At 73.7% G+C, this 19,434-nt stretch carries 15 protein-coding genes; 4 read left to right on the forward strand and 11 right to left on the reverse strand.

Annotated features, from left to right (window positions below):
• Positions 1-55 precede the first annotated feature (55 nt).
• The 7 genes from O7542_RS25720 to O7542_RS25750 form a co-directional block, all read right to left on the reverse strand.
• The gene (locus O7542_RS25720) at positions 56-1,588 is read right to left on the reverse strand and encodes an acyl-CoA carboxylase subunit beta (RefSeq protein ID WP_064448130.1); all 1,533 of its coding nucleotides are present in this window, start codon (positions 1,586-1,588) and stop codon (positions 56-58) included.
• A 187-nt stretch (positions 1,589-1,775) separates the two neighbouring features.
• On the reverse strand, positions 1,776-2,696 hold the full coding sequence (locus O7542_RS25725) for a hydroxymethylglutaryl-CoA lyase (RefSeq protein WP_281605316.1): 921 nt from the start codon (positions 2,694-2,696) through the stop codon (positions 1,776-1,778).
• 26 nt (positions 2,697-2,722) lie between these two features.
• Complete coding sequence (locus tag O7542_RS25730) at positions 2,723-4,060, reverse strand: biotin carboxylase N-terminal domain-containing protein (RefSeq protein WP_043330792.1); 1,338 nt, start codon at positions 4,058-4,060, stop codon at positions 2,723-2,725.
• Between the two features lie 77 nt (positions 4,061-4,137).
• Positions 4,138-4,752 carry a TetR/AcrR family transcriptional regulator gene (locus O7542_RS25735; RefSeq protein WP_043327636.1) on the reverse strand — a complete coding sequence of 205 codons (615 nt, stop codon included), beginning with the start codon at positions 4,750-4,752 and terminating at the stop codon, positions 4,138-4,140.
• A gap of 58 nt (positions 4,753-4,810) precedes the next feature.
• A complete protein-coding gene (locus O7542_RS25740; RefSeq protein ID WP_043327637.1) occupies positions 4,811-7,657 on the reverse strand; it encodes a hypothetical protein in 2,847 nt (948 codons plus the stop codon).
• The gene (locus tag O7542_RS25745; protein ID WP_069088780.1) at positions 7,650-9,443 is read right to left on the reverse strand and encodes an HSP90 family protein; all 1,794 of its coding nucleotides are present in this window, start codon (positions 9,441-9,443) and stop codon (positions 7,650-7,652) included. The genes O7542_RS25740 and O7542_RS25745 overlap by 8 nt, the downstream gene beginning before the upstream one ends.
• A gap of 163 nt (positions 9,444-9,606) precedes the next feature.
• Positions 9,607-10,746 carry an FAD-dependent monooxygenase gene (locus tag O7542_RS25750; RefSeq protein WP_281605317.1) on the reverse strand — a complete coding sequence of 380 codons (1,140 nt, stop codon included), beginning with the start codon at positions 10,744-10,746 and terminating at the stop codon, positions 9,607-9,609.
• 90 nt (positions 10,747-10,836) lie between these two features.
• Here O7542_RS25750 and O7542_RS25755 point away from each other — a divergent pair, with 90 nt between their 5' ends.
• Genes O7542_RS25755 through O7542_RS25765 form a run of 3 tightly spaced genes read left to right on the forward strand, consistent with a single transcriptional unit; the run spans position 10,837 to position 13,172 of the window.
• The gene (locus O7542_RS25755) at positions 10,837-11,436 is read left to right on the forward strand and encodes a TetR family transcriptional regulator (protein WP_043327640.1); all 600 of its coding nucleotides are present in this window, start codon (positions 10,837-10,839) and stop codon (positions 11,434-11,436) included.
• A 15-nt stretch (positions 11,437-11,451) separates the two neighbouring features.
• On the forward strand, positions 11,452-11,982 hold the full coding sequence (locus O7542_RS25760) for a SigE family RNA polymerase sigma factor (RefSeq protein ID WP_166456823.1): 531 nt from the start codon (positions 11,452-11,454) through the stop codon (positions 11,980-11,982).
• Positions 11,979-13,172: a hypothetical protein gene (locus tag O7542_RS25765; RefSeq protein ID WP_281605318.1), complete on the forward strand. Its 1,194-nt coding sequence runs from the start codon at positions 11,979-11,981 to the stop codon at positions 13,170-13,172. Before O7542_RS25760 ends, O7542_RS25765 begins: the two co-directional genes overlap by 4 nt.
• A gap of 55 nt (positions 13,173-13,227) precedes the next feature.
• On the opposite strand, the gene O7542_RS25770 is transcribed toward O7542_RS25765, so the two are convergent.
• The 4 genes from O7542_RS25770 to O7542_RS25785 form a co-directional block, all read right to left on the reverse strand.
• A complete protein-coding gene (locus O7542_RS25770; RefSeq protein WP_043327642.1) occupies positions 13,228-14,130 on the reverse strand; it encodes a sulfurtransferase in 903 nt (300 codons plus the stop codon).
• A gap of 89 nt (positions 14,131-14,219) precedes the next feature.
• Complete coding sequence (locus O7542_RS25775) at positions 14,220-16,316, reverse strand: hypothetical protein (RefSeq protein ID WP_281605319.1); 2,097 nt, start codon at positions 16,314-16,316, stop codon at positions 14,220-14,222.
• Between the two features lie 158 nt (positions 16,317-16,474).
• A complete protein-coding gene (locus O7542_RS25780) occupies positions 16,475-16,921 on the reverse strand; it encodes a hypothetical protein (protein ID WP_043327643.1) in 447 nt (148 codons plus the stop codon).
• A gap of 2 nt (positions 16,922-16,923) precedes the next feature.
• Positions 16,924-17,694: an SGNH/GDSL hydrolase family protein gene (locus tag O7542_RS25785; RefSeq protein ID WP_043327644.1), complete on the reverse strand. Its 771-nt coding sequence runs from the start codon at positions 17,692-17,694 to the stop codon at positions 16,924-16,926.
• Positions 17,695-17,948: 254 nt separating this feature from the next.
• Here O7542_RS25785 and O7542_RS25790 point away from each other — a divergent pair, with 254 nt between their 5' ends.
• Positions 17,949-19,433: a hypothetical protein gene (locus O7542_RS25790; RefSeq protein ID WP_113972309.1), complete on the forward strand. Its 1,485-nt coding sequence runs from the start codon at positions 17,949-17,951 to the stop codon at positions 19,431-19,433.
• The last annotated feature ends 1 nt before the right edge of the window (position 19,434 follow it).

Genomic DNA, 19,434 nt, shown 5'->3' on the forward strand with positions numbered 1-19,434 from the left:
AGGAGGGGCCCCTTTACATGCACCAGGCGTTAAGAGGGGGCCCTTCCTTACCGGGTCAGACGGGGGTGACGCCGTGGCGGCGCCGGGAGAAGTGCCGCTCCTTGCCGCGCGCGGCGGCGAACCGGCGTACCAGCTCGGCGCGCAGCTCGTGCGGCTCGACGATCGCGTCCACCACCAGCTCGCTGGCGAGGCGGACCACGTCGATGTCGCGCTCGTACTCCTCGCGCTTCGCGGCCACGAACGCGGCCCGCTCGGCCTCGTCGGAGATGGCGGCGATCTTGTTGGCGTAGACCGCGTTGACGGCGGCCTCCGCGCCCATCACCGCGATCTTCGCGGTGGGCAGCGCGATCGTGGCGTCCGGCTCGAAGCCGGGGCCGGCCATCGCGTAGAGACCCGCGCCGTACGCCTTGCGGACCACCACACAGATCTTGGGTACGGTCGCCTCGGAGATCGCCGTGATCATCTTCGCACCGTGCCTGATGATCCCCTGCTTCTCCACCGCGCTGCCGACCATGAAGCCGGGCACGTCGGACAGGAACAGCAGCGGCACGTTGAACGCGTCGCAGAGCTGCACGAACCGGGTCGCCTTGTCGGCCGAGTCGACGAAGAGCACGCCGCCCTTGAACATCGAGTTGTTGCCGACCACGCCGACGACCTCGCCGTTCAGCCGGCCGAACCCGATGGTCAGCTCCTTGGCCCACAGCGCCTGGATCTCGAAGAAGCTGCCGGAGTCGAGCAGACCCTTGACGTACCGGCGCATGTCGAACGCCTGCCGCTCGCTGGCCGGCACCAGCGCGGCCAGGTCGGCCTTCTCCGGCGCGTCCACCGCTTCGGCGGCGGGCGGGTCCTGCTTCCAGTTCGACGGCAGGTACGACAGGTAGGTCCGTACCACGTCGAGCGCGTCGTTCTCGGTCTTGCAGAGGAAGTGACCGACGCCGGACTCGGCGCAGTGCACCTTGGCGCCGCCCATCGCCTCCAGCGTGGTCTTCTCGCCGGTGACCATCTCGACCATCCGGTCGGAGCCGAGGTACATGCTGGCGTTGCCGTCCACCATGGCGACCACGTCGCAGAACGCCGGGATGTACGCCCCGCCCGCCGCGCTCGGCCCGAACAGCGCGCACACCTGCGGGATCGAGCCGGAGGCGCGGACCTGGTTCCAGAAGATCTTCCCGGCGCCGCGCCGGCCGGGGAACAGGTCGACCTGGTCGGTGATCCGGGCCCCGGCCGAGTCGACCAGGTAGACCATCGGCACGCCGGTCGCGTACGCCCGCTCGATGATCCGGATGATCTTCTCGACGGTACGCGCGCCCCAGCTGCCGGCCTTGACCGTGGAGTCGTTCGCCATCAGGCAGACCTGGCGGCCGTCGATGGTCGCGGTGCCGGTGACGACGCCGTCGGCGGGCAGCCCGTCGGCCATCGCGTTGGCGTAGAGCCCGTCCTCGACGAAGGAGCCCTCGTCGACCAGGTACGCCACCCGCTCCCGGGCGAACAGCTTGCCCTTCGCGGCGTTCGCCGCGTGGTACTTGTCCGCACCACCGGCGCGGGCGCGCTTGCGCAGCTGCTCCAGTGCCTCACCGTCGAGCGTCACGCCGACTCCCGTTGCCACCGCCCGCGCAGGGCGCCACCGACCTGAACGATCGTTAGGCTACCCCACCGCTGCCCTCTCCGGCGACCCGCTCCTCGCACCCCCACCCATCCACTCCCGTGATCAAGGAGTTTGCGTCCTCCGCGCGGCCGAATGAGGACACAAACTCCTTGATCAACGCGCAAAACGGTCAGGAGGGGAGGGGGGTCAGGCGGGTACGGGGGCCGGCTCGGAGGACTCCCGACGGGAGCTTCTTGCCCACCAGGGTCTCGGCCAGCTCGGCGGCAGCGATCAGGGCGTCCAGGTCGATGCCGGTGTCGATGCCCATGTCGTGCAGCATGTGCACCGCCTCCTCGGTGGCCAGGTTGCCGCTGGCGCCCGGCGCGTACGGGCAGCCGCCGAGGCCGCCCACGCTGGCGTCGAACTCGGTGACGCCCAGCTCCATCGCGGTGAGCATGTTCGCCAGCGCGGTACCCCGGGTGTTGTGGAAGTGCAGCAGCACCGGCAGGTGGGCGTTGCCGTCCCGCACCGCCGTGACCAGCTCGCGGACGCGCCGGGGCGTACCCATGCCTGTGGTGTCGCCGAAGGCGACGCGGTCCGCGCCGTCGCGGGCGACCCGGTCCACGATCGCGGCGACCCGGCGGGGGTCCACGTCGCCCTCGTAGGGGCAGCCGAAGCTGGTCGCCACGATCACCTCGGCGGTCGCGCCCGCGCCGTGCAGCAGGTCGATCAGCTCGGCGATGTCGTCCAGCGACTCGTCGGTGGAGCGGTTGACGTTGCGCCGGTTGTGCGTGTCGCTGGCCGAGACCACCACCTCGATCTCGGTGAAGCCGGCGGCCAGCGCCCGCTGCGCGCCCCGGGTGTTCGGCACCAACGCGGAGTAGCGCACCCCGTCGGCCTTCTCCGCCCGCTGCCACACCTCGTCGGCGTCGGCCATCTGCGGAATCGCCCGGGGGTGGACGAAGGAGACGGCCTCGATGCGCCGCACCCCGGTACGGGACAGCGCGTCGAGCAGCCGCACCTTCGCGTCGGTGGGGATGGGCTCCTCGTTCTGGAGGCCGTCCCGGGGGCCGACCTCACGGATGCTCACGGAGTCGGGGAGTTCCGCCATCAGGTTCACCTCGTTCGGGTCGAAGGTCAGCGCATCCGGGAGACGATGCCGGTGTCGTAGTCGCCGGAGAGGAACTCCGGGTTCTCCAGCAGCTCGGCGAAGAACGGCAGGTTGCACTTCGGGCCGGCGATCTCGAACTGGGCGACCGCCGCCCGGGCCCGCTCGACCGCCTCCTCGCGGGTGTCCCCGCTGACGATCAGCTTGGCCATCAGGCTGTCGTAGAACGGCGTGACCGTGTTGCCGGCGACGTAGCCGGAGTCCACCCGTACGCCGGCGCCGGCCGGCTCGTTCCAGGTGGTGATCGCGCCCGGGCCGGGCAGGAAACGCTTCGGGTCCTCGGCGTTGATCCGCAGCTCGATGGCGTGGCCGCGCGGGGCGAGCGCGTCCGGGTCGAACGTCGGTGCCAGCCCGGCCGCCACCCGGAGCTGCTCCTCGACCAGGTCGACGCCGTAGACGTACTCGGTGACCGGGTGCTCGACCTGCAGCCGCGTGTTCATCTCCAGGAAGAAGAACTCCTGCGTCGAAGGATCGAGCAGACATTCCACGGTGCCCGCGTTGCGGTAGTTCACCGCCTCGCCGGCCCGTACCGCGGCGGCCAGGAAACGCTCGCGCAGCTCCGGCGAGACCGCCGGGGACGGCGACTCCTCGACCAGCTTCTGGTTGCGCCGCTGCACCGAGCACTCCCGCTCGCCGAGCGCCACCACCCGGCCGTCGGCCAGGCCGAGGATCTGCACCTCGACATGGCGTACCCGGGGGAAGTACCGCTCGATCAGCACCGAGCCGTCGCCGAACATCCGCTCCGCGAACGCGCGGACCTTGTCGTACTCGGTGCGCAGCGCCGCCTCGTCGGCGGCCACGCCCATGCCCATGCCACCGCCACCGGCGGCGGCCTTGACCATCACCGGGTAGCCGATCTCCGCGGCCGCCGCGACCGCCGCGTCCAGGTCGGCCGCCGGCTCGGTGGTGCCGGGCGCGACCGGCACCCCGGCCGCCGCCATCAGGTTCCGGGCGTTGATCTTGTCGCCCATCGCGGTGATCGCGTCCGCGCCGGGTCCGACCCAGATCAGGCCCGACCCCTCGACGGTACGGGCGAAGTCCGCGTTCTCGGACAGGAAGCCGTAGCCGGGGTGGATCGCCTGCGCGCCGGTGCTGCGGGCGGCCTCGAGGATCGCCTCGACGTTCCGGTAGCTCTGCGCCGGGTTCGCCGGGCCGACGCAGACCGCCTCATCGGCCTCGGTCACGAACGGCAGCGCGCCGTCGGCCTCCGAGTGCACAGCGATCGTCCGGATCCCGAGCCGCCTGCCGGTACGGATGATCCGGCGCGCGATCTCCCCCCGGTTGGCGACCAACAACGATTCGATCATCTTCTGCACGGACGTGACCCCTTCTCGACGCAAAGCCGGGGTCTCTTCTTAACATGCGTTAAGGTCCGGGCGGCGTGTCAGGTCGGGTCGGTGGGCGCGAGCAGGGCCGCGAGCGTCGCGCCGCGCAGCAGCTCGGCCCGGCGCCGGCGATCGACCTCGCCACCGAGGAACGGCGTCGAGTTCATCAGGCCGAACGCCGCGTGGGCGAGCACCCGGGCCGCGCCGTCCGGCAGGCCGGGGTGCAGCGCGGTCAGCACCGTCACCCACTCCTCGACGTACATCCGTTGAAGCCGGCGGATGCGCCGGCGCGGCTCGTCCGGAAGGCGGTCCAGCTCGTGCAGGTGCAGGGCGATCACCGCCGGGTTGGCCAGCGCGAACTCGACGTGAAAGTCGATCAGCGACTCCAGCGCGCCACGCGGGTCGTCCGGGTGCCCGGCGGCCCGCTCCCGCCCGCCCGCGAGCAGCCCCTCGCTGACCGGTACCAGCGCGGCGACGAGCATCGCCTCCTTGCCGGCGAAGTGGTGGTAGAGAGCCGGCCCGGTGACACCGGCCGCCGCGCCGATGTCGTCCATCGACACGCCGTGGTAGCCGCGCGCCGCGAAGAGGCCGACCGCGATCTCCAGGATCTCGTCCCGCCGGGACCGGCGCCGGGCCGTGCCCGCCGTCCCCCGTGCCTGCTGTTCCACCGCCACCGGATCAGCCTAGACCTCGGCGTCGATCTAGAGCAGCCGCGGTTACCCGGCAGTCGCCTCAGTCCTCCTCGATGCCGTGCTCGGCGCGGACCGTCGCCGCCTCGGCCGGCCGGCCCTGGTCGTCGAGCGCGCGGGCCAGCAGCCAGGCGGCATGCGCGGCGGGCCGGGAGCCGGTGGGCAGACCACCCAGCACCGGACGCAGCAGCCCTTCGGCCTGCTCCGGCCGGCCGTCGCGCAACAGCAGCTCGCCGGTCAGCACCTCGACCTGCGCCGCCTCGCCGAACGCCTCGATCGACCGGAGCCGCCCCGGCACACCCTCCAGCCGGTCCAGCGCGGCGGTGAGCCGGTCCTCGCCGATCAGCACCCGGGCGACCGCGTCGGCGGCCATCGCCCGCTCGTACGTGACCACGGGCGGCTCGTCGGGCTGACCGGAGACCGCGGCCGCCGCGGCGTCCACCCCCTCGATCGCGGCCACCGCGGCCGGCAGGTCACCGGACCAGTGCAGGGCGAGGAGTTCCCGCCGCCGGGCCCGCAACTCGTCCACCTGGAATCCGGCCAGCCGCCACGCGCTGGCCGCCGCCGCGAACCGCTGCGCGGCCAGCGCGTCCCGGTCGGCGTCGTAGAGCAGGCCGCCGGACTCCTCCAGCACCTGCGCCCGGCGGGGAAGATTGTCCGGCCCGTCCAGGTTCTCCGCCAACGTGTCGAGCACCGCGAGCGCCAGATCCGTCTCACCGAGCCCCGCGTAGATCCCCGACAGCATGTGCCGGCACCGGTCCGCCTCCGCCTGCGCACCGGCCCGGTCCAGCCCGAGCACCGCCTCCTCGGCCACCTCGGCGGCCTCGGCCAGCCGGCCGGCCATCCGGTACGCCTCGGCCAGCTCCCAGCGCAGCAGCGCGTCGCCCTCCAGCCCCTGCTCGACGCAGAGCGTGACCGCCTCGGCCAGATCGTCCACCGCCTCGCCGGCCCGGTCGGCGGCCAGCAACGCCCGGCCCCGGGTCACCCGCAGCGGCAGGTGGGCGCCGGCCGGGGCGACAGTCAGCGCCTCGTCGCAGGCGGCCACCGCGTCGGCCGGATCGTCGGTGGAGCGGGCGTACGCCAGGCAGGCGCTGGTCAGCATCTCGGCGTCGCCCAGCTCGCCGGCGAGCCGGCGGGACCGTGCCGCCGCGTCCCGGAACTCCTCGGCCCGCTCCAACTGCTCCAGCACGTGCGTGCGGTGCAGCGCGACCCGCCCGGCCAGCCACGGATCGGCGTCCGCCTCCGCGTCGGCGCGGTCGAGCGCGTCGAGCGCCTCCGCCCACCGCTCCCGGTGCACGTGGGCGAGCGCGAGCCGGTCCCAACCGGCGGCCCGATCCCGCGGTTCGCCGTGCGCGGCCAGGTACGCGGCCGACTCCCGGGCCAGCGTCAGCCCCTCGTCCGCGCTCTCCTCGGTCATGCTCAGCAGCACACCGAGCCGCCCGGCCACCACCTGCGCCCGCAGCGGGTCCGGCACCTCCCGCCACGCGGCCAGCGCCTCCCGGTTGACAGCGGTCGCCACCGCCACGCCGTCGTCGTCCTCCTGGGACAGCTCACCCGCCCGCAGCTCCAGCCGCCACGCCCGGGTGGCCGGCGGCAGGTCGGCGTCGCCGTACCGCTCGTCGTACGCGCGCAGCACGGTGCCCAGCCCCTCCCGGCAGTTGGTACGCCAGCACTCCTCGGCCAGCGCCAGCAGCTCGTCGGCGCCGGCGTCGGCGGGCACGCTGACCGGCGGCTCGGTCGTCGCCCGGTCGTCCGGCGCGGTACGCGGCGCGGGCACCACCGGGCGGCGCACGCTGGCGGAGAGCGGCAGGTGCTCGCCCTCCGGCCCGGCCACCAGCTTCCGGGCGATCAACGCGGACTGGTGCGTGGTGCCGTTACGCGCGTCGAAGCGCCCGGCCAGCCCGGTGGCCGTACCGGCCAGCTCGTCGGCGAGCGCGCCCACCGGCACGTCGGCGGCCGGCCGGTCACCGGAGGCGCGACGGTGCACAGTCAGCTCGGCCGGCACCTGACGCAGCGCCGCCGACGCGGCGGCCGCGAAGTGCATCGCGGCGGCCGGGGTGGGTGCCCGGTCCAGCCAGTCCAGGTGCCGCTCGACCAGCTCCAGCGCGCGGGCCTCGTTGCCGGTCGCGGTGCAGAACTCGATGTGCTCGGCGACGTCCCACAGGTTGGCCAGGTGCCCGCGCAGCCGCCGGTACGCCTCCCGGTGCGCGTCCCGCGCGGCGTCGCCCCGGCCGGTCTCGCGGTAGGGCGTGAGCAGCGCGGTGAGGATCCCCTGCGGCTGCTCGCTGCAGGTCAGCCGGCCGGCGAGCACCGGCTCGGCGAGGGCCACCGCCTCCTCGTGCCGGCCCAGCCGGACCAGGTGCGCGACCTGCGTGGTCGGGTCGCAGCCGGCGCAGTCGGAGAGCGTGTCGCGGGGCGTGGTCATCCACTTGCGGTACCACTGCTCCGCCGCGTCCTCATCGCCCACGTGCGCGGCGACCAGGTAGCGGTGCTTGTGGACCGCCTGCAACGAGTGCCCGGCGTCGCGGTAGCGCCGCTCCATGTCGTCGAGCACCGCGTACGTCCGGTCCAGCGGCAGCTCCGGGAACTTCACCATGGCGTTGACCATGTACTTGAAGGCCCAGAGCAGCTGGTGCGTGTAGCCCTGGTGGTAGGGCTGCGGATCCTTGTCGTACTCGGACAGGCACCAGGAGAACGTGACGAACGACTTCGCCGGTTCGCCGCCGTAGACGTACGCGGTGGTGCCGGTGACCCGGGCGGCGAAGGCGAGGTGCCGGTCGTCGCCCGCGTCGGCGCGGCGCAGCAGTTGTTCCAGCGCGGCGATCTGCCCCGGGCCGTACGGCATGGTCTCGATCTCGTGGTGCATGCGCCAGAGGTCGTCGTCAGTCACGGGTCACTCCCGGTACGGCCCGGCCGAGCAGGCCGAGGAAGGAACTGTTCAGCAGCGCGGCGTCGGCCGCCCGGATCGGGTGGTGCCCGAGCAGCAGGGCCTGCCCGTAGAGCGCCTCGACGGCCAGCCCGACCAGCTCCGGGTCGGCGAGCGTGGTCACCCGGCGGACCAGCGGGTTGCGGTGGTTGAGCACGAGTTGCGGGCGGTCCGGCGGGGCGGAGGCGGCGAGCGCGTCGAGCACTCCGCCCCACAGCTCGTCGGCCTTGTCCCGGCTGGCGGCGAGCTGGTCGTGGAACGCGGCCGAGCGGGACACCAGGTAGAGCGCGGGCAGCGAGACCGGGTCGTACGCCCGGATGACGACCTCGCAGCCGAGCCGTTCCAGCGCCCGCTGCGCGCCGGTCAGGAACGGCCGCAGGGCCAGCTCGGTCGCCGGGTCGAGGATCTCGAACCGGGTGGTGAGGTCGCTGGGCTCCAGCCGTTCGATGAGCACCGATCGATCCACTGTGGGCAATCGCTCGATCAGCTCGGTGTCGTACGTGTAGCCGCCGTTCACCACCGCCAGGTCCTGCGCGGCGGCCACGGCGGCGAGCTGGCGGAACTCGTCCAGGCCGGCGGCGTACCGGAGCACGCCGTGGCGCTGCCGGAACTCGGCGAGCGTCATCGTGCCCACGTTGGTGTCCATCGGCCACCACTGGTCGACCAGCCGCAGCATCTCGTCGTCGTGCATCGCGAGCGCCTTGACGCCGAGGTGGTGCACCTGGAGGAACTCGCCGAGCCGGCGCGGGTCGTGCTTGGCCAGCCGCACCAGCCAGCCCCGGATCTGGTCGCCGAGCGCCTCCCGGACGGAGGTGAGCAGCGCGTCCTCGTAGAGCGCCTCGCGGCTCGCGGTGGGGCGCAGCTCGCTCGCGTCGACCACGCAGTGGGCGAAGAAGGCCCACTCGGGCAGCAGCCCGTCGGCGTGCTCGCTGAGCAGCATCCGCTTGAGGTAGACCCGGTGCCCGGCGCGGGCGGCCGGGTTCACCGCGGCGGGCAGGATGAACGCCACTCCGGTGAGGCCGGCCTCGGGCACCGACAGCGGCACCACGTCGAACGGGACGAACCCGAGCAGCTCCTGCGCGTACCGCTGGAGCCCGGCGCGGTCGACGGGCGCGCCGGGTGTGGTGGGCCACGGCGGCGGCCCGGCGGTGGTCGGCGTGTCGCCGACCCGGACGTCGACCGGCAGCAGGCTGCCGTAGAGGCGGGCCAGCTCGGTGACGGTGGGTACGCCGAGCCACTGGTCGGCGTCGCGCCGGGGCACCAGCGTCACTGTGGTGCCGGGCTCGTCGCGGGCCTGCTCCGGCTCGGCGAGCCGCACCGCGTACCGGCCGTCGGACCAGCCCGTCCAGAGCACCGTGGGCTCGTCGGCGTGCCGGGTGACCACCCGGATCTCGTCGGCGACCAGGAAGCAGGAGAGCAGCCCGATGCCGAACTGGCCGAGGAACTCGTGCCGGGAGAAGCCCAGCTCGTCGCGTTTGGAGCTGCGGCCGATGGTGGCGAGCAGCTCGTGCACCTGCGCCTCGGTCAGGCCGATGCCGGTGTCGTGCACGCGCAGGGTGCCGTCGCCGGTCAGCTCGGGCGGCTCGATGCGTACCCGGGCCGGGGCGTTCGGCTCGGTGGACCGGCGCGCGGTGATCGCGTCGACGGCGTTCTGGAGCAGCTCGCGCACGTAGACGCGCGGGCTGCCGTACAGGTGGTGACTGAGCAGGTCGACCACGCCACGGAGGTCCACCTGGAAGGTGCGGTCCAATCGCGCTCCCAGTTCGGATTTCGGCGCTCACCGTACCGGTCAGCGCCGACAGTGTCCGTCCCGTTTCATCCCTCCCCCGCCCGCCCACCTCCCCGCTGATCTTGCACTTTCCGCCCTGTCGAAGGCGCACAAAAAGGACCTGTCGAGGGCCCGAACTGCAAGATCAGCGGGGTGGGGGTTCGAAGCCGGCGAGGCGGGTTGCGATTCGGGCGCGCATCGGGGGGAGGGTGGAGACCGCCTGGAGCAGGAGGTTTCGCAACGGGCGGAGTGGGGGTGGGGCGGCGGCGAGGCGGGTCAGGGTGGCGGCGAAGCCGAGCACCTCCTCGGCGCGGGGGCGGCGGTCGGCCGCGTACCCGTCGAGGGCCCGCGGACCGGCGGCGAGCGCGTCGCCGAGCGCGACCGCGTCGCGCAGGCCGAGATTCATCCCCTGCCCGCCGGCCGGGCTGTGCACGTGCGCCGCGTCCCCGGCGAGCAGCACCGGCCCGCAGCGGTAGGTGCTCGCGATCCGGTGGTGGATCCGGAACCGGGACGACCAGTCCATCCCGGTGATCCGGTCCGGCCGGCGCGCCGGACCGCGCTCGTCGAGCAGCGCCTGGAAGTGGTGCGCCTGCGGGTCGCGCGGCGCGTCCGCCACCGCGGCGACCAGCCGCACCGTACCGTCGGGCAGCGGCGCCCAGACCAGCGGGCCCCGCCGGGACAGGAAGAGGCTCACCTGGTCGCGCGGCAACGCGCTGTCCACCCGGACGTCGGCGAGCAGGAACGACTCCCCGGGGTCGGCCGGGCCGCCGAAGCCGATGCCGGCGAGTTCGCGGACCCGGCTGTGCATCCCGTCCGCGCCGACGACCCAGCGCGCCCGGACCGCGCGGCCGTCGTCGAAGCGCGCGAGAGCGCCGTCGCCGTCGAGGTCCAGGCCGGTCATCTCGTACGGCCGCAGCACGCGCCCGCCGAGCGCGGCGAGCCGGTCGGTGAGCACCGCCTCGGTCTCCGCCTGCGAGATCAGCAGCGCGTACGGGTAGCGCGACGGCAACCGGTCGAAGGGGACGGTGAGCAGCACCCGGTCCCGGTCGCGGACGCTGAACCGGGCCGAGCGCAGCCCTCGGGCGGCCAGCGGCGCGGCGACAGCGATCCGGTCCAGCACTTCGAGGGTGCCGGCGTGCACGACGGCGGCGCGCGACGTGACGGGCGGCTCGGCGAGCCGGTCGACGACGGTCGCGGCAACCCCGTGCCCGGCCAGCGTCACGGCCACCGCCAGGCCGGTCGGCCCGGCGCCCACCACGAGGACGTCGGTGCGTTCGGGCAGCATCGCTCCCACCTCCGGCTCGGTCAACAACTGTTTGCCAACACATGTTGACTTCACAGTAGAGGCGATGTCAACACGTGTTGGCCTACAGTCGTGGACGTGACCGAACCCGCCACCCGAACCCGCCGCTCGGACGCCACCCGGGCGGCCATCCTGCGCGCCGCCCGGGAACGCTTCGCCGCCGACGGCTACGACCGGGCCACCATCCGGGCCATCGCCGCCGACGCCCACATCGACCCGTCGATGGTGATGCGCTACTACGGCAGCAAGGAGGGACTCTTCGCCGCGGCGGCCGAGTTCGACCTGCGCCTGCCCGACCTGGCCGAGGTGCCGCCGGACCGGCTCGGCGAGACACTGACCCGGCACTTCGTACGCCGCTGGGAGGCGGACGGGACACTCGTCGCCCTGCTCCGGGCCGCCGCCACCAACCCCGGCGCGGCCGAACGGATGCGCGGCATCTTCGCCGGCCAGCTCGCCACCGCGGTGGCCCGGTCGAGCGCCGACCCGGCCACCGCCGAGCGGCGGGCCGGTCTGGTGGCCAGCCAGATCCTCGGACTGGCCCTCACCCGGTACGTCGTCCGGCTGCCACCCGTCGTGGACCTCGACCCGGAGGAACTGACCGCCTGGGTCGGCCCGACGATTCAGCGCTACCTGACCCAACCTTTGCCCCCGTCCCGCGCGTCTGGCCGGTGACGGAGGAGGAGCCGGATGGGGCGTGACTCGGACGACGGGCGGGCGGACTACCTCGCCTTCGTCGAGTCGCACCAGCACCGGCTGCTGCGCGCCGCGTACCTGATCTGCGGCAACCGGCACCAGGCCGAGGACCTGCTCCAGGACGCGCTGCTCAAGCTGGCGCTGCGCTGGCCGTCGGTGCGCGACGGCGACCCGGCCGCGTACGTGCGCGCCATCCTCTACCGCGACGCCGTGTCCTGGTGGCGACGCCGGCGGCGGGAGTGGCTCAGCGCGTACCCGCCGGAGCGGCCGGACACGGACGGCGACCCCGCGTTGCGGCTCACCGTGCGCGCCGCGCTGGACCGGCTGCCGCCACGCCAGCGGGCCGTCGTGGTGCTGCGCTACTTCGAGGACCTGACCGAGGTCGCCACCGCCGAGGCGCTCGGCGTCACGGTCGGCACCGTCAAGAGCCAGTGCCACGACGCGCTGCGCCGGCTGCGCGACGTGGTGCCCGCCCCCGGCCGGTCCGGCGACGGCCTGGCCGCCGGAAGGGAGGCGAACCCGTGAACGAGACGGAGCTGAACCGGCTGCTGACCCGGGCCACCGAGGAGATCCACCCGACCCGGCCGGCCGCCGCCGGATGGGAACGGGCCGGGCGGGTCCGTCGTGCCCGCCGCGCCGCCGGGGCCGCCGCCGTCGCCGTGGTCCTTGTCGGCGGCGGTACGACAGCGCTCCTGCACCGCTCCGGCCCGCCCCCCGCGGCGCCACCCCGCCCGGCGGTGACCTCGGCCCCCAACGCGCCGGTCGTGCAGCGGCCCCCGGACCGGCTCGGCGAGGCGGGCGACCCGCTCGGCCGGCTCGGCGACCGGGTCGGCGCCGACCTCTCCGACCGCCCGGTGAGCCGGGCGCTGGCGCTGTACCAGCCGGTCGACCCGGCCACCGGCGAGGCGGGCACGGTCCGGGTGCTGGGTGACGACGGCATCGTCCGGGAACTCGACGTGGTCACGCTCGCGCCCACCCGCGACGCCGGGGGCAACGAGGCGACGGCACTCAAGCCGGGCAGCCTGTCGCCGGACGGCCGGACCGCCGCGTTCGCGCAGACCGGCGAGGTGGTGGTGGTCGACCTGACCGACGCCGAGGTGCGTCGCTATCCGCTCGCGGGCTACCTGGAACACGTGGTCTGGGCCGGTGACCGGCTGATCGTCGGGGACAACGACACCGCGTACGAGCTGGACCGGCGCACCGGAGCGGCGCGGAAGCTGACAGTCGACCCGTGGACGCTCGTCGTACCCGAGCCGGCCCGGTCCGGCGGCCTGCTCACAGTGGGCGGCTGGTCCGGGGACGGCGGCCTGGCCGTACGCCGGTTCCCCGCCTCCGGCGGCGCGCCGGACCGGCTGCCGGTGACCACCGGCGCGCTTCCCCCCGGCTACCGGCTGGACGAGGTGTACGGGCGAGGCTGGCAGCGCGGCGACCGGATCGGCCAGGCCGGGTGGACCACCACCGCCAGTGGCGCCGGCACGATGAGCGGGGGCGAGGGCGTGGCGGTGCTGGACGCCCGCACCGGCGCGGTGACGCGCCTGCTCGACCTGGGCCGGGAGGGCCGGGCCAAGGCGTGCTGCGAGGTGTACGGCTGGACCGCCGACGGCGGCCTGCTGTTCCGCTACGACGCCGGGCTGGCCCGCTGGCGACCGGAGACCGGCGCTGTCGACCTGGTGGCGGCCGACGTCCCCGGGAGCCTGTCGATCGCCGCCCGCTGACGGGTCCGGAACGCGGCCGGTCCCGCCGCGGTGACGGCGGGACCGGCCGGGACGCTCAGCGGGTCAGGCCGCCGGGCTGGTCGCCCTTCACGACGGGAGCCCGGACCAGGTTGCCCCACTCGGTCCACGAACCGTCGTAGTTGCGCACCTGCGGGAAGCCGAGCAGGTGGTGTAGCACGAACCAGGTGTGGCTGGACCGCTCGCCGATCCGGCAGTACGCCACCACGTCGTCGGACGGGCTCAGACCGAGCTGGTCGGCGTAGATGGCGCGCAGCTCGTCGGCGGACTTGAACGTGCCGTCGTCGTTCGCGGCGGACTTCCACGGCTTGCTCACCGCGCCCGGGATGTGCCCGCCACGCAGCGCGCCCTCCTGCGGGTAGTCCGGCATGTGCAGCATCTCGCCGGTGTACTCGCCCGGCGACCGCACGTCCACCAGCGGCCGACCGGCCGCCACGTGCGCCATGACCTGCTCCCGGTACGCGCGGATCGGCGCGTCGTTGCGCTCCGGCACCGGGTACGAGGCGCGGGGCCGGCTCACCTTGTCCCGGGTCAGCTCCCGCCCCTCGGCGATCCACTTCTGCCGGCCGCCGTCGAGCAGCCGTACGTCCGGGTGACCGAAGAGGGTGAAGACCCAGAGGGCGTACGCGGCCCACCAGTTGAAGTTGTCGCCGTAGAAGACGACCGTGTCGTCCCGCCCGATGCCCTTGGCCGCGCACAGCTCGGCGAAGCTCGCGGCGTCCAGGTAGTCGCGGGTGACCTGGTCGTTGAGTTCGGTGTGCCAGTCGACCTTGACGGCGCCGGGGATGTGGCCGGTGTCGTAGAGGAGCACGTCCTCGTCGGACTCGACCACCACGAGCCCTTCGTCGCCCAGGTGCTCGGCCAGCCATTCGGTGGTGACCAGGCGCTGCGGGTCGGCGTACGACTGGAGATCAGGATGCGGATCGCTCGGCACAGGCATGATCCCCAAGGTACGCCGGATCGCGGGCCACGGATGTGACACCGGCCCCACCGCCTCGGAAAGGTGGTGGGGCCGGTGCGGTCAGGTGCTCAGCCCTCGGCCACCAGGAACGTCCAGACCTGCTCGGGCGAGCGGGTGCCGTCCGCGGTGACCCCGACGACAGTGAGCGTGTGCGTCCCACCCTCGGTGGGCGTCCAGCTCACCGTCGCCCGGCTGCCGGTCTCGACACGCTGCTCGACGCCGTCGTCGAACCGGTAGAGGAAGGCCACCGTCGTGGTGAGTTGCGACGTGAACCGGAACTCGCCCGGCTGGCCCGGACCGCCCATGGGCACGTCCGTCCGGTACGGGTCGGCGGTGACGGCGGGGCGCAGGTCCCGCACCCGGAAGGAGAAGGTCGCCGGCTCCGATACGGTGCCGTCCCCGCTCACGCTGCGCACGACCAGGTTGACCACGCCCGCCTCGGTCGGCGCCCAGGTGACAGACGCGGTGCCGTCGGCCTGCGCGGCCACCACCTGCTGGTCCTCGCCGGTGAACTGGTAGCGGTAGCTGACCGTGTCGGGCAGGCGGGGGGTGAAGGTGAAGACGCCCGGAATGCCCTGCCCACCGCTGGGGATGGGCAGGTAGACGGTGGCCGAGACCTTCGGCGCGGTCGGCAGGCTGAACTGCCGGTTGCTGGTGGCCTCCACACCGTCGGCCGTGACGCTGGTGACGGTGAGGGTGCGGGAGCCGCCCCGGGTCGCGGTGACGGTGATCGCGGCGGAGCCGTCCGCCGCCGCGTCCACCGTCTGCTCGGGGTCGCCGTCGAGGGCGTAGCGGTAGCGCACCACGCCGTCCATCTGCGGACGCAGCTGGAACGTGGCAGGCACCCCGATCTCACTCAGCCGTCCCTCCACGACCGGCGACACGTCCGAGGCGCGGAACGTGTACTCGGTGGTCGCCGAGCGGTTGCCGACCGCGTCGAGGCTCCACACCCGCAGGGTGTTCGGGCCGCTGTCCGGGGTGAGCGTGACGGTGGCCGTGCCGCCCGTCCGGTCCGCGTCGATCGTCTTCTCGACGCCGGAGTCCAGCGAGTAGCCGTACCGCACCACGTCGGCGGCGCCGTTGGCGGTGAAGGTGAACTCGCCGGGCAGAGCCGGGTACCACCCGTCGTCGTCGGGGAAGTCGGTCGACGTCACGACGGGCGGCGTGGCCGGCCCCCGGACGTCGAGGCGGAAGTAGCAGACCGGGCTCCACTCGCCGGTGGCCCGGCTGTCCGCCGCCCGCATCTGCCAGGCGTACGTCCGGTCGTGCTCGAACGGCGACGGATAGATGGTGTCGTAGCGGCCGACGGCCCGCTCGCCGTCGCGCGCGTAGTCGGTCTGCTCGATCCGCGCCTCCGGCTGATCGACCGGCCAGGCCGCGAAGGAGACGGTGAGCTGGTCCGTGCCCCCGCTGTCGTTGCGGTCCCGGTCGTGCACCACTCCGGAGGGGGCGGGGTAGCGGATCACCTGGTACGGCTCGGTGGTGGTGCACGCCGTGCCGGTCTCGCTCCGCAGGTCGGTCGGCACGCCGGGGCGGAAGTTGTAGTCGATCGAGATGCCGACCTTGCTGGCGTACTTCCGTGCCAGTGCCGGGTCCCGCTCGGCGTCGGCGGGCAGCCGCAGCGAGAGGGTCAGCGTCGACCGGCCCTCGGCGAGCGCCTGGCGCAGCCCGTCGAGCGCGTCGAACTCCACCCGGGGCGCCGGGCAGACGGTCTGGTCGCTGAGCTGGCGGCTGTCGACCAGCCCCAGGTCGGCCGGGGGGTTCCGCCAGCTCGACCGGGCGGTGTAGGCGGCGGTACGCCGCAGCTCGACCACGGGACGTCTGGTGCAGTCGCCGCCTGCCGTCTCCTTCACGTCGAGGACTGCGGACTCGATGTCCGCTCCCCGGTAGCGGGAGATGTCGAACGTGAAGTAGGCGCGCGACGTGTGCGGGCGGCCTTTCCCGTCCTTCCACGTGCCGACCGGCACGTCCCCGGACCGGTCGATGTCGACCGTGGTGGGCGAGTGCGAGTCGGTCCAGGCCCACGAGGTGTTCGTCTCGTAGCGGATGTCGTACGCGGCTGCCGGCGCCGCGGTGGCAGCCACCGTTCCGGCCGCGACCACCATCGACAGCGCGGCGGCGAGCACGCCTCGCCGGGCGGTTCGACGTGGATTTCTGTCAGGCATGAGGGTCATCCCTCATCCACCTTTCCCCGATTTCGCCCCGTACTCGATCGACGGGGGTAGCGGATGCTATCCAGTGGGGCGGACATCGGGCGATCCCGATAAGCGGGCAACCGGACACATCGGACGAACGGCGGTGAAGGTCGAGCCGTGCGGCGGGGTCAGGCGCGGCGGTGCACCAGGCGGCCGGCGACCACTGTGGCCAGGCAGGCGCCGTCCGGGCCGAACACGGCGAGGTCGGCCCGCCCGCCGGTCACCAGTGCTGGCGGCCGCACGCCGGGCAGCACCGCCACGTCGTTGCGGGCCGCGGCAGCCCGCAGCGCCGGGTCGGCCACGTGCTCCTCGACCACCGCGGCGACGCCGAGCCGGAACAGCGCGTGCACCCGCTCGCGCGGCGTGGGCGCCGGGGGCAGCGGACCGTCGTGCACGAGCGCCGGCCCGAGCGTGCCGGCCCACCGCCGCACCCGCATCCCGGGGTACGCGCCGGGAAGCTCGTCCGTCGGCACGATCGCCTCGACCCGGTCACCGGCGACCACGACGGCCAGCCCCGCTCGGGGCGGGTCGTCGGCTGTCAGCCGCAGCAGGTCGGCGGCGTGGACGGTGCGCACGCTCAGTCGCGCTCGACCGGCCCGAGCACCGGCCGCTTGGCGGTGACGAAGTCGCCGGAGGACCGCCCGGTCAGCCGGCGCCTGATCCACGGCGCCAGGTGCTTGCCGGCCCAGCGCAGGTCGGCGGCCCGCGCGGCGAGCCACGGGCTGGGCGCCGGGTGCGGCGGGACCAGCAGCCACTCCTCGTCGCAGCCGACGCCGAGCGCGGTGAGCACCTGGGCGGCGACCCGGCGGTGGCCCGCCGCCGACAGGTGAATCCGGTCGGTGCTCCAGAGCAGCGGGTTGAGGTAGGTGTCGTCGGAGTACAGGTCGACCAGGATCGCGCCGTGCCGCTCGGCCACCTCGCCGACCACCCGGTTGAGCAGCGTCACGCGCGGGGCCATCAGCCGCTGGCCGGGCAGCCGGGACATCACGTCGGCGAACCGGAACAGCACCACGTCGCTGCCGCCCGAGCGCAGCCGCTGCACGACCGAGTCGAAGCGGGGGACGAACGCGTCCGGGTCGAAGGTGCGGCGCAGCACGTCGTTGCCGCCGGCCGCGAAGCTGATCAGGTCGGGCTTCATGGCCAGCGCGGACGGCACCTGCTCGGCCACCACGTTCGGGAACAGCCGGCCCCGGATGGCCAGGTTGGCGTAGCCGAAGTCGGGCCCGGCCTCGACGGCGAGACGGGTGGCGACCAGATCGGCCCAGCCCCGGTAGCTGCCGTCCGGATACGCGTCGTCCATGCCTTCGGTGAAGCTGTCGCCCACCGCCACGTAGCTGCGCCAGCGCACGGCGCCTCCCTCAGACGTCCCGGCAGAAGTGCGTCGCACAGTCTGTCACCGCGCGGGCCGCTCCCGCTGGCCCTGGACGCCGGACGTGGCGGATGTCTCGACGTCCTGTTCACGACAACCACCCCCGGGGACAAAAGCCCCGACCCGTCCAGGCGGGGCAGAATCCGTCGTCCGGACCGGGGATGATGGCTGCCGTCATCCGGCCGCGCGAAACCGTCCGGCCGGTCCCGCATCCGGCACGAGCGAGGAACCACATGACGCAGGGGCACCCACCGGCGGCAGGTTGGCCACCGCCCGGCAACGCCGACCCCCGGTACGGCGGACCGCCGCCCCCCGGGCAGCAGTGGGCGCCCCCGGGCGCGCCGAAGTCCCGCCGTGGGCTCTGGATCGGGCTCGCGGCGGGCGCGCTCGCGCTGGCGGTCTGCGCCGGCACGGCGGTCGGCGTCGGGCTGGGCCTGCGCGGCGACGACGAGGACGGCTCCGCGCCGAAGGCGGCAGCCGGCGCGAACGGTGTCACCGTCACCGACGCCGAGCTGACCGCCCTGCTCGACCGGCACAGCAAGGCGCTGGCGGCGAAGGACCTGGACGGCTACCTGGCCGCGTTCGACCCGGCCCGCAAGGAACTGATCGCCGGGCAGACCCAGCTGTTCCGTAACCTGGGCAAACTGCCGCTGTCGGTGGCCCGCTACGAGACGATCGAGAAGCAGGGCCGCGTCAGCGACGCCTTCGGGCAGGGCGTCACGTTCCAGCTCGACGTCTCCTTCGTGCACCAGCTGGACGGCTACGACCTGGCGCCGGTCGCCGAGTGGTACCGCTGGACGGTCGTCCGCGCCGGCAAGGACGCGCCGATCCAGGTCACCGCCGTCACCGGCGCACCGGCCGGCGGCAACGGCGACTCGAAAACCGTCTACTACCCCGGGCCGTGGGACAAGTGGCGGGACATCCATGTCGAGCGGACCCCGTACGCCCTGATCATCACCGATGCGGCCCGGGCGGCCGTGGCGAGGCGGTACGCCCCGGCCGTCGACAAGGCGGTGACGAGCAACCTGGCCGTGTGGCGGGCCAACGCGCCGCCCGAGCCGGTGTCGGACAAGTTCGTCGTCACGCTCGCCGCCGGCAAGGACGAGATGACCTCGCTCTACCGGATCGGCACCGAGAAGGCCACCGAGGCGGGCTACTCGGTGGGCATGGTCGCGGCCGAGCGCAAGGACGGCAGGAACACGATCGGCGGCACCCGCATCGTGGTGGACACCGGAGATCGTTACTTCACCCGCTCCGGCGGCGACAACGACGCCCACATGGTGTTGCGGCACGAGATCGCGCACTCGCTGATGACGCCCCGCACCGACCCGGCCGCCGTGGACGAGTTCAGCAAGCTCGACGAGTGGGTGGTCGAGGGGTTCGCCGAGTACATCGCCTTCCACGGCCGCCCGCTGGCCGCCAGCGAGCGCACCGCGCCCGCCCTGCAACTGGTCCGCGACGGCGGGAACGGCTGGAACGGCACGCTGCCCAGCAACGCCGACTGGCAGAAGAGCGGCCTGCTGACCTTCCACTACTGGCTCGGGCACACCGCGATGACGCACCTCGCCGAGAAGCACGGTGAGCCGAAGCTGTTCCGCTTCGTCGAGGCCGTCTACGCCGGCACCCCGACCGACCGCGCCGCCCGGGACGTGCTCGGCGTGTCGCTCGACGAGTTCCAGGCCGGCTGGTCCGACTACGTCCGCGAACTGGCGGGCTGAC

Source organism: Micromonospora sp. WMMC264, assembly GCF_027497275.1.
In the GTDB taxonomy this organism is placed as follows: Bacteria; Actinomycetota; Actinomycetes; order Mycobacteriales; family Micromonosporaceae; genus Micromonospora; species Micromonospora chalcea.

Bases quoted from the DNA above. Each gene is read 5' to 3' on its own strand.
- O7542_RS25730 (WP_043330792.1), bottom strand. From the start codon at position 4,060: ATGATCGAATCGTTGTTGGTCGCCAACCGGGGGGAGATCGCGCGCCGG.
- O7542_RS25770 (WP_043327642.1), bottom strand. From the start codon at position 14,130: ATGCCTGTGCCGAGCGATCCGCATCCTGATCTCCAGTCGTACGCCGAC.
- O7542_RS25790 (WP_113972309.1), top strand. From the start codon at position 17,949: ATGACGCAGGGGCACCCACCGGCGGCAGGTTGGCCACCGCCCGGCAAC.
- O7542_RS25725 (WP_281605316.1), bottom strand. From the start codon at position 2,696: ATGGCGGAACTCCCCGACTCCGTGAGCATCCGTGAGGTCGGCCCCCGG.
- O7542_RS25760 (WP_166456823.1), top strand. From the start codon at position 11,452: ATGGGGCGTGACTCGGACGACGGGCGGGCGGACTACCTCGCCTTCGTC.
- O7542_RS25750 (WP_281605317.1), bottom strand. From the start codon at position 10,746: ATGCTGCCCGAACGCACCGACGTCCTCGTGGTGGGCGCCGGGCCGACC.
- O7542_RS25775 (WP_281605319.1), bottom strand. From the start codon at position 16,316: ATGCCTGACAGAAATCCACGTCGAACCGCCCGGCGAGGCGTGCTCGCC.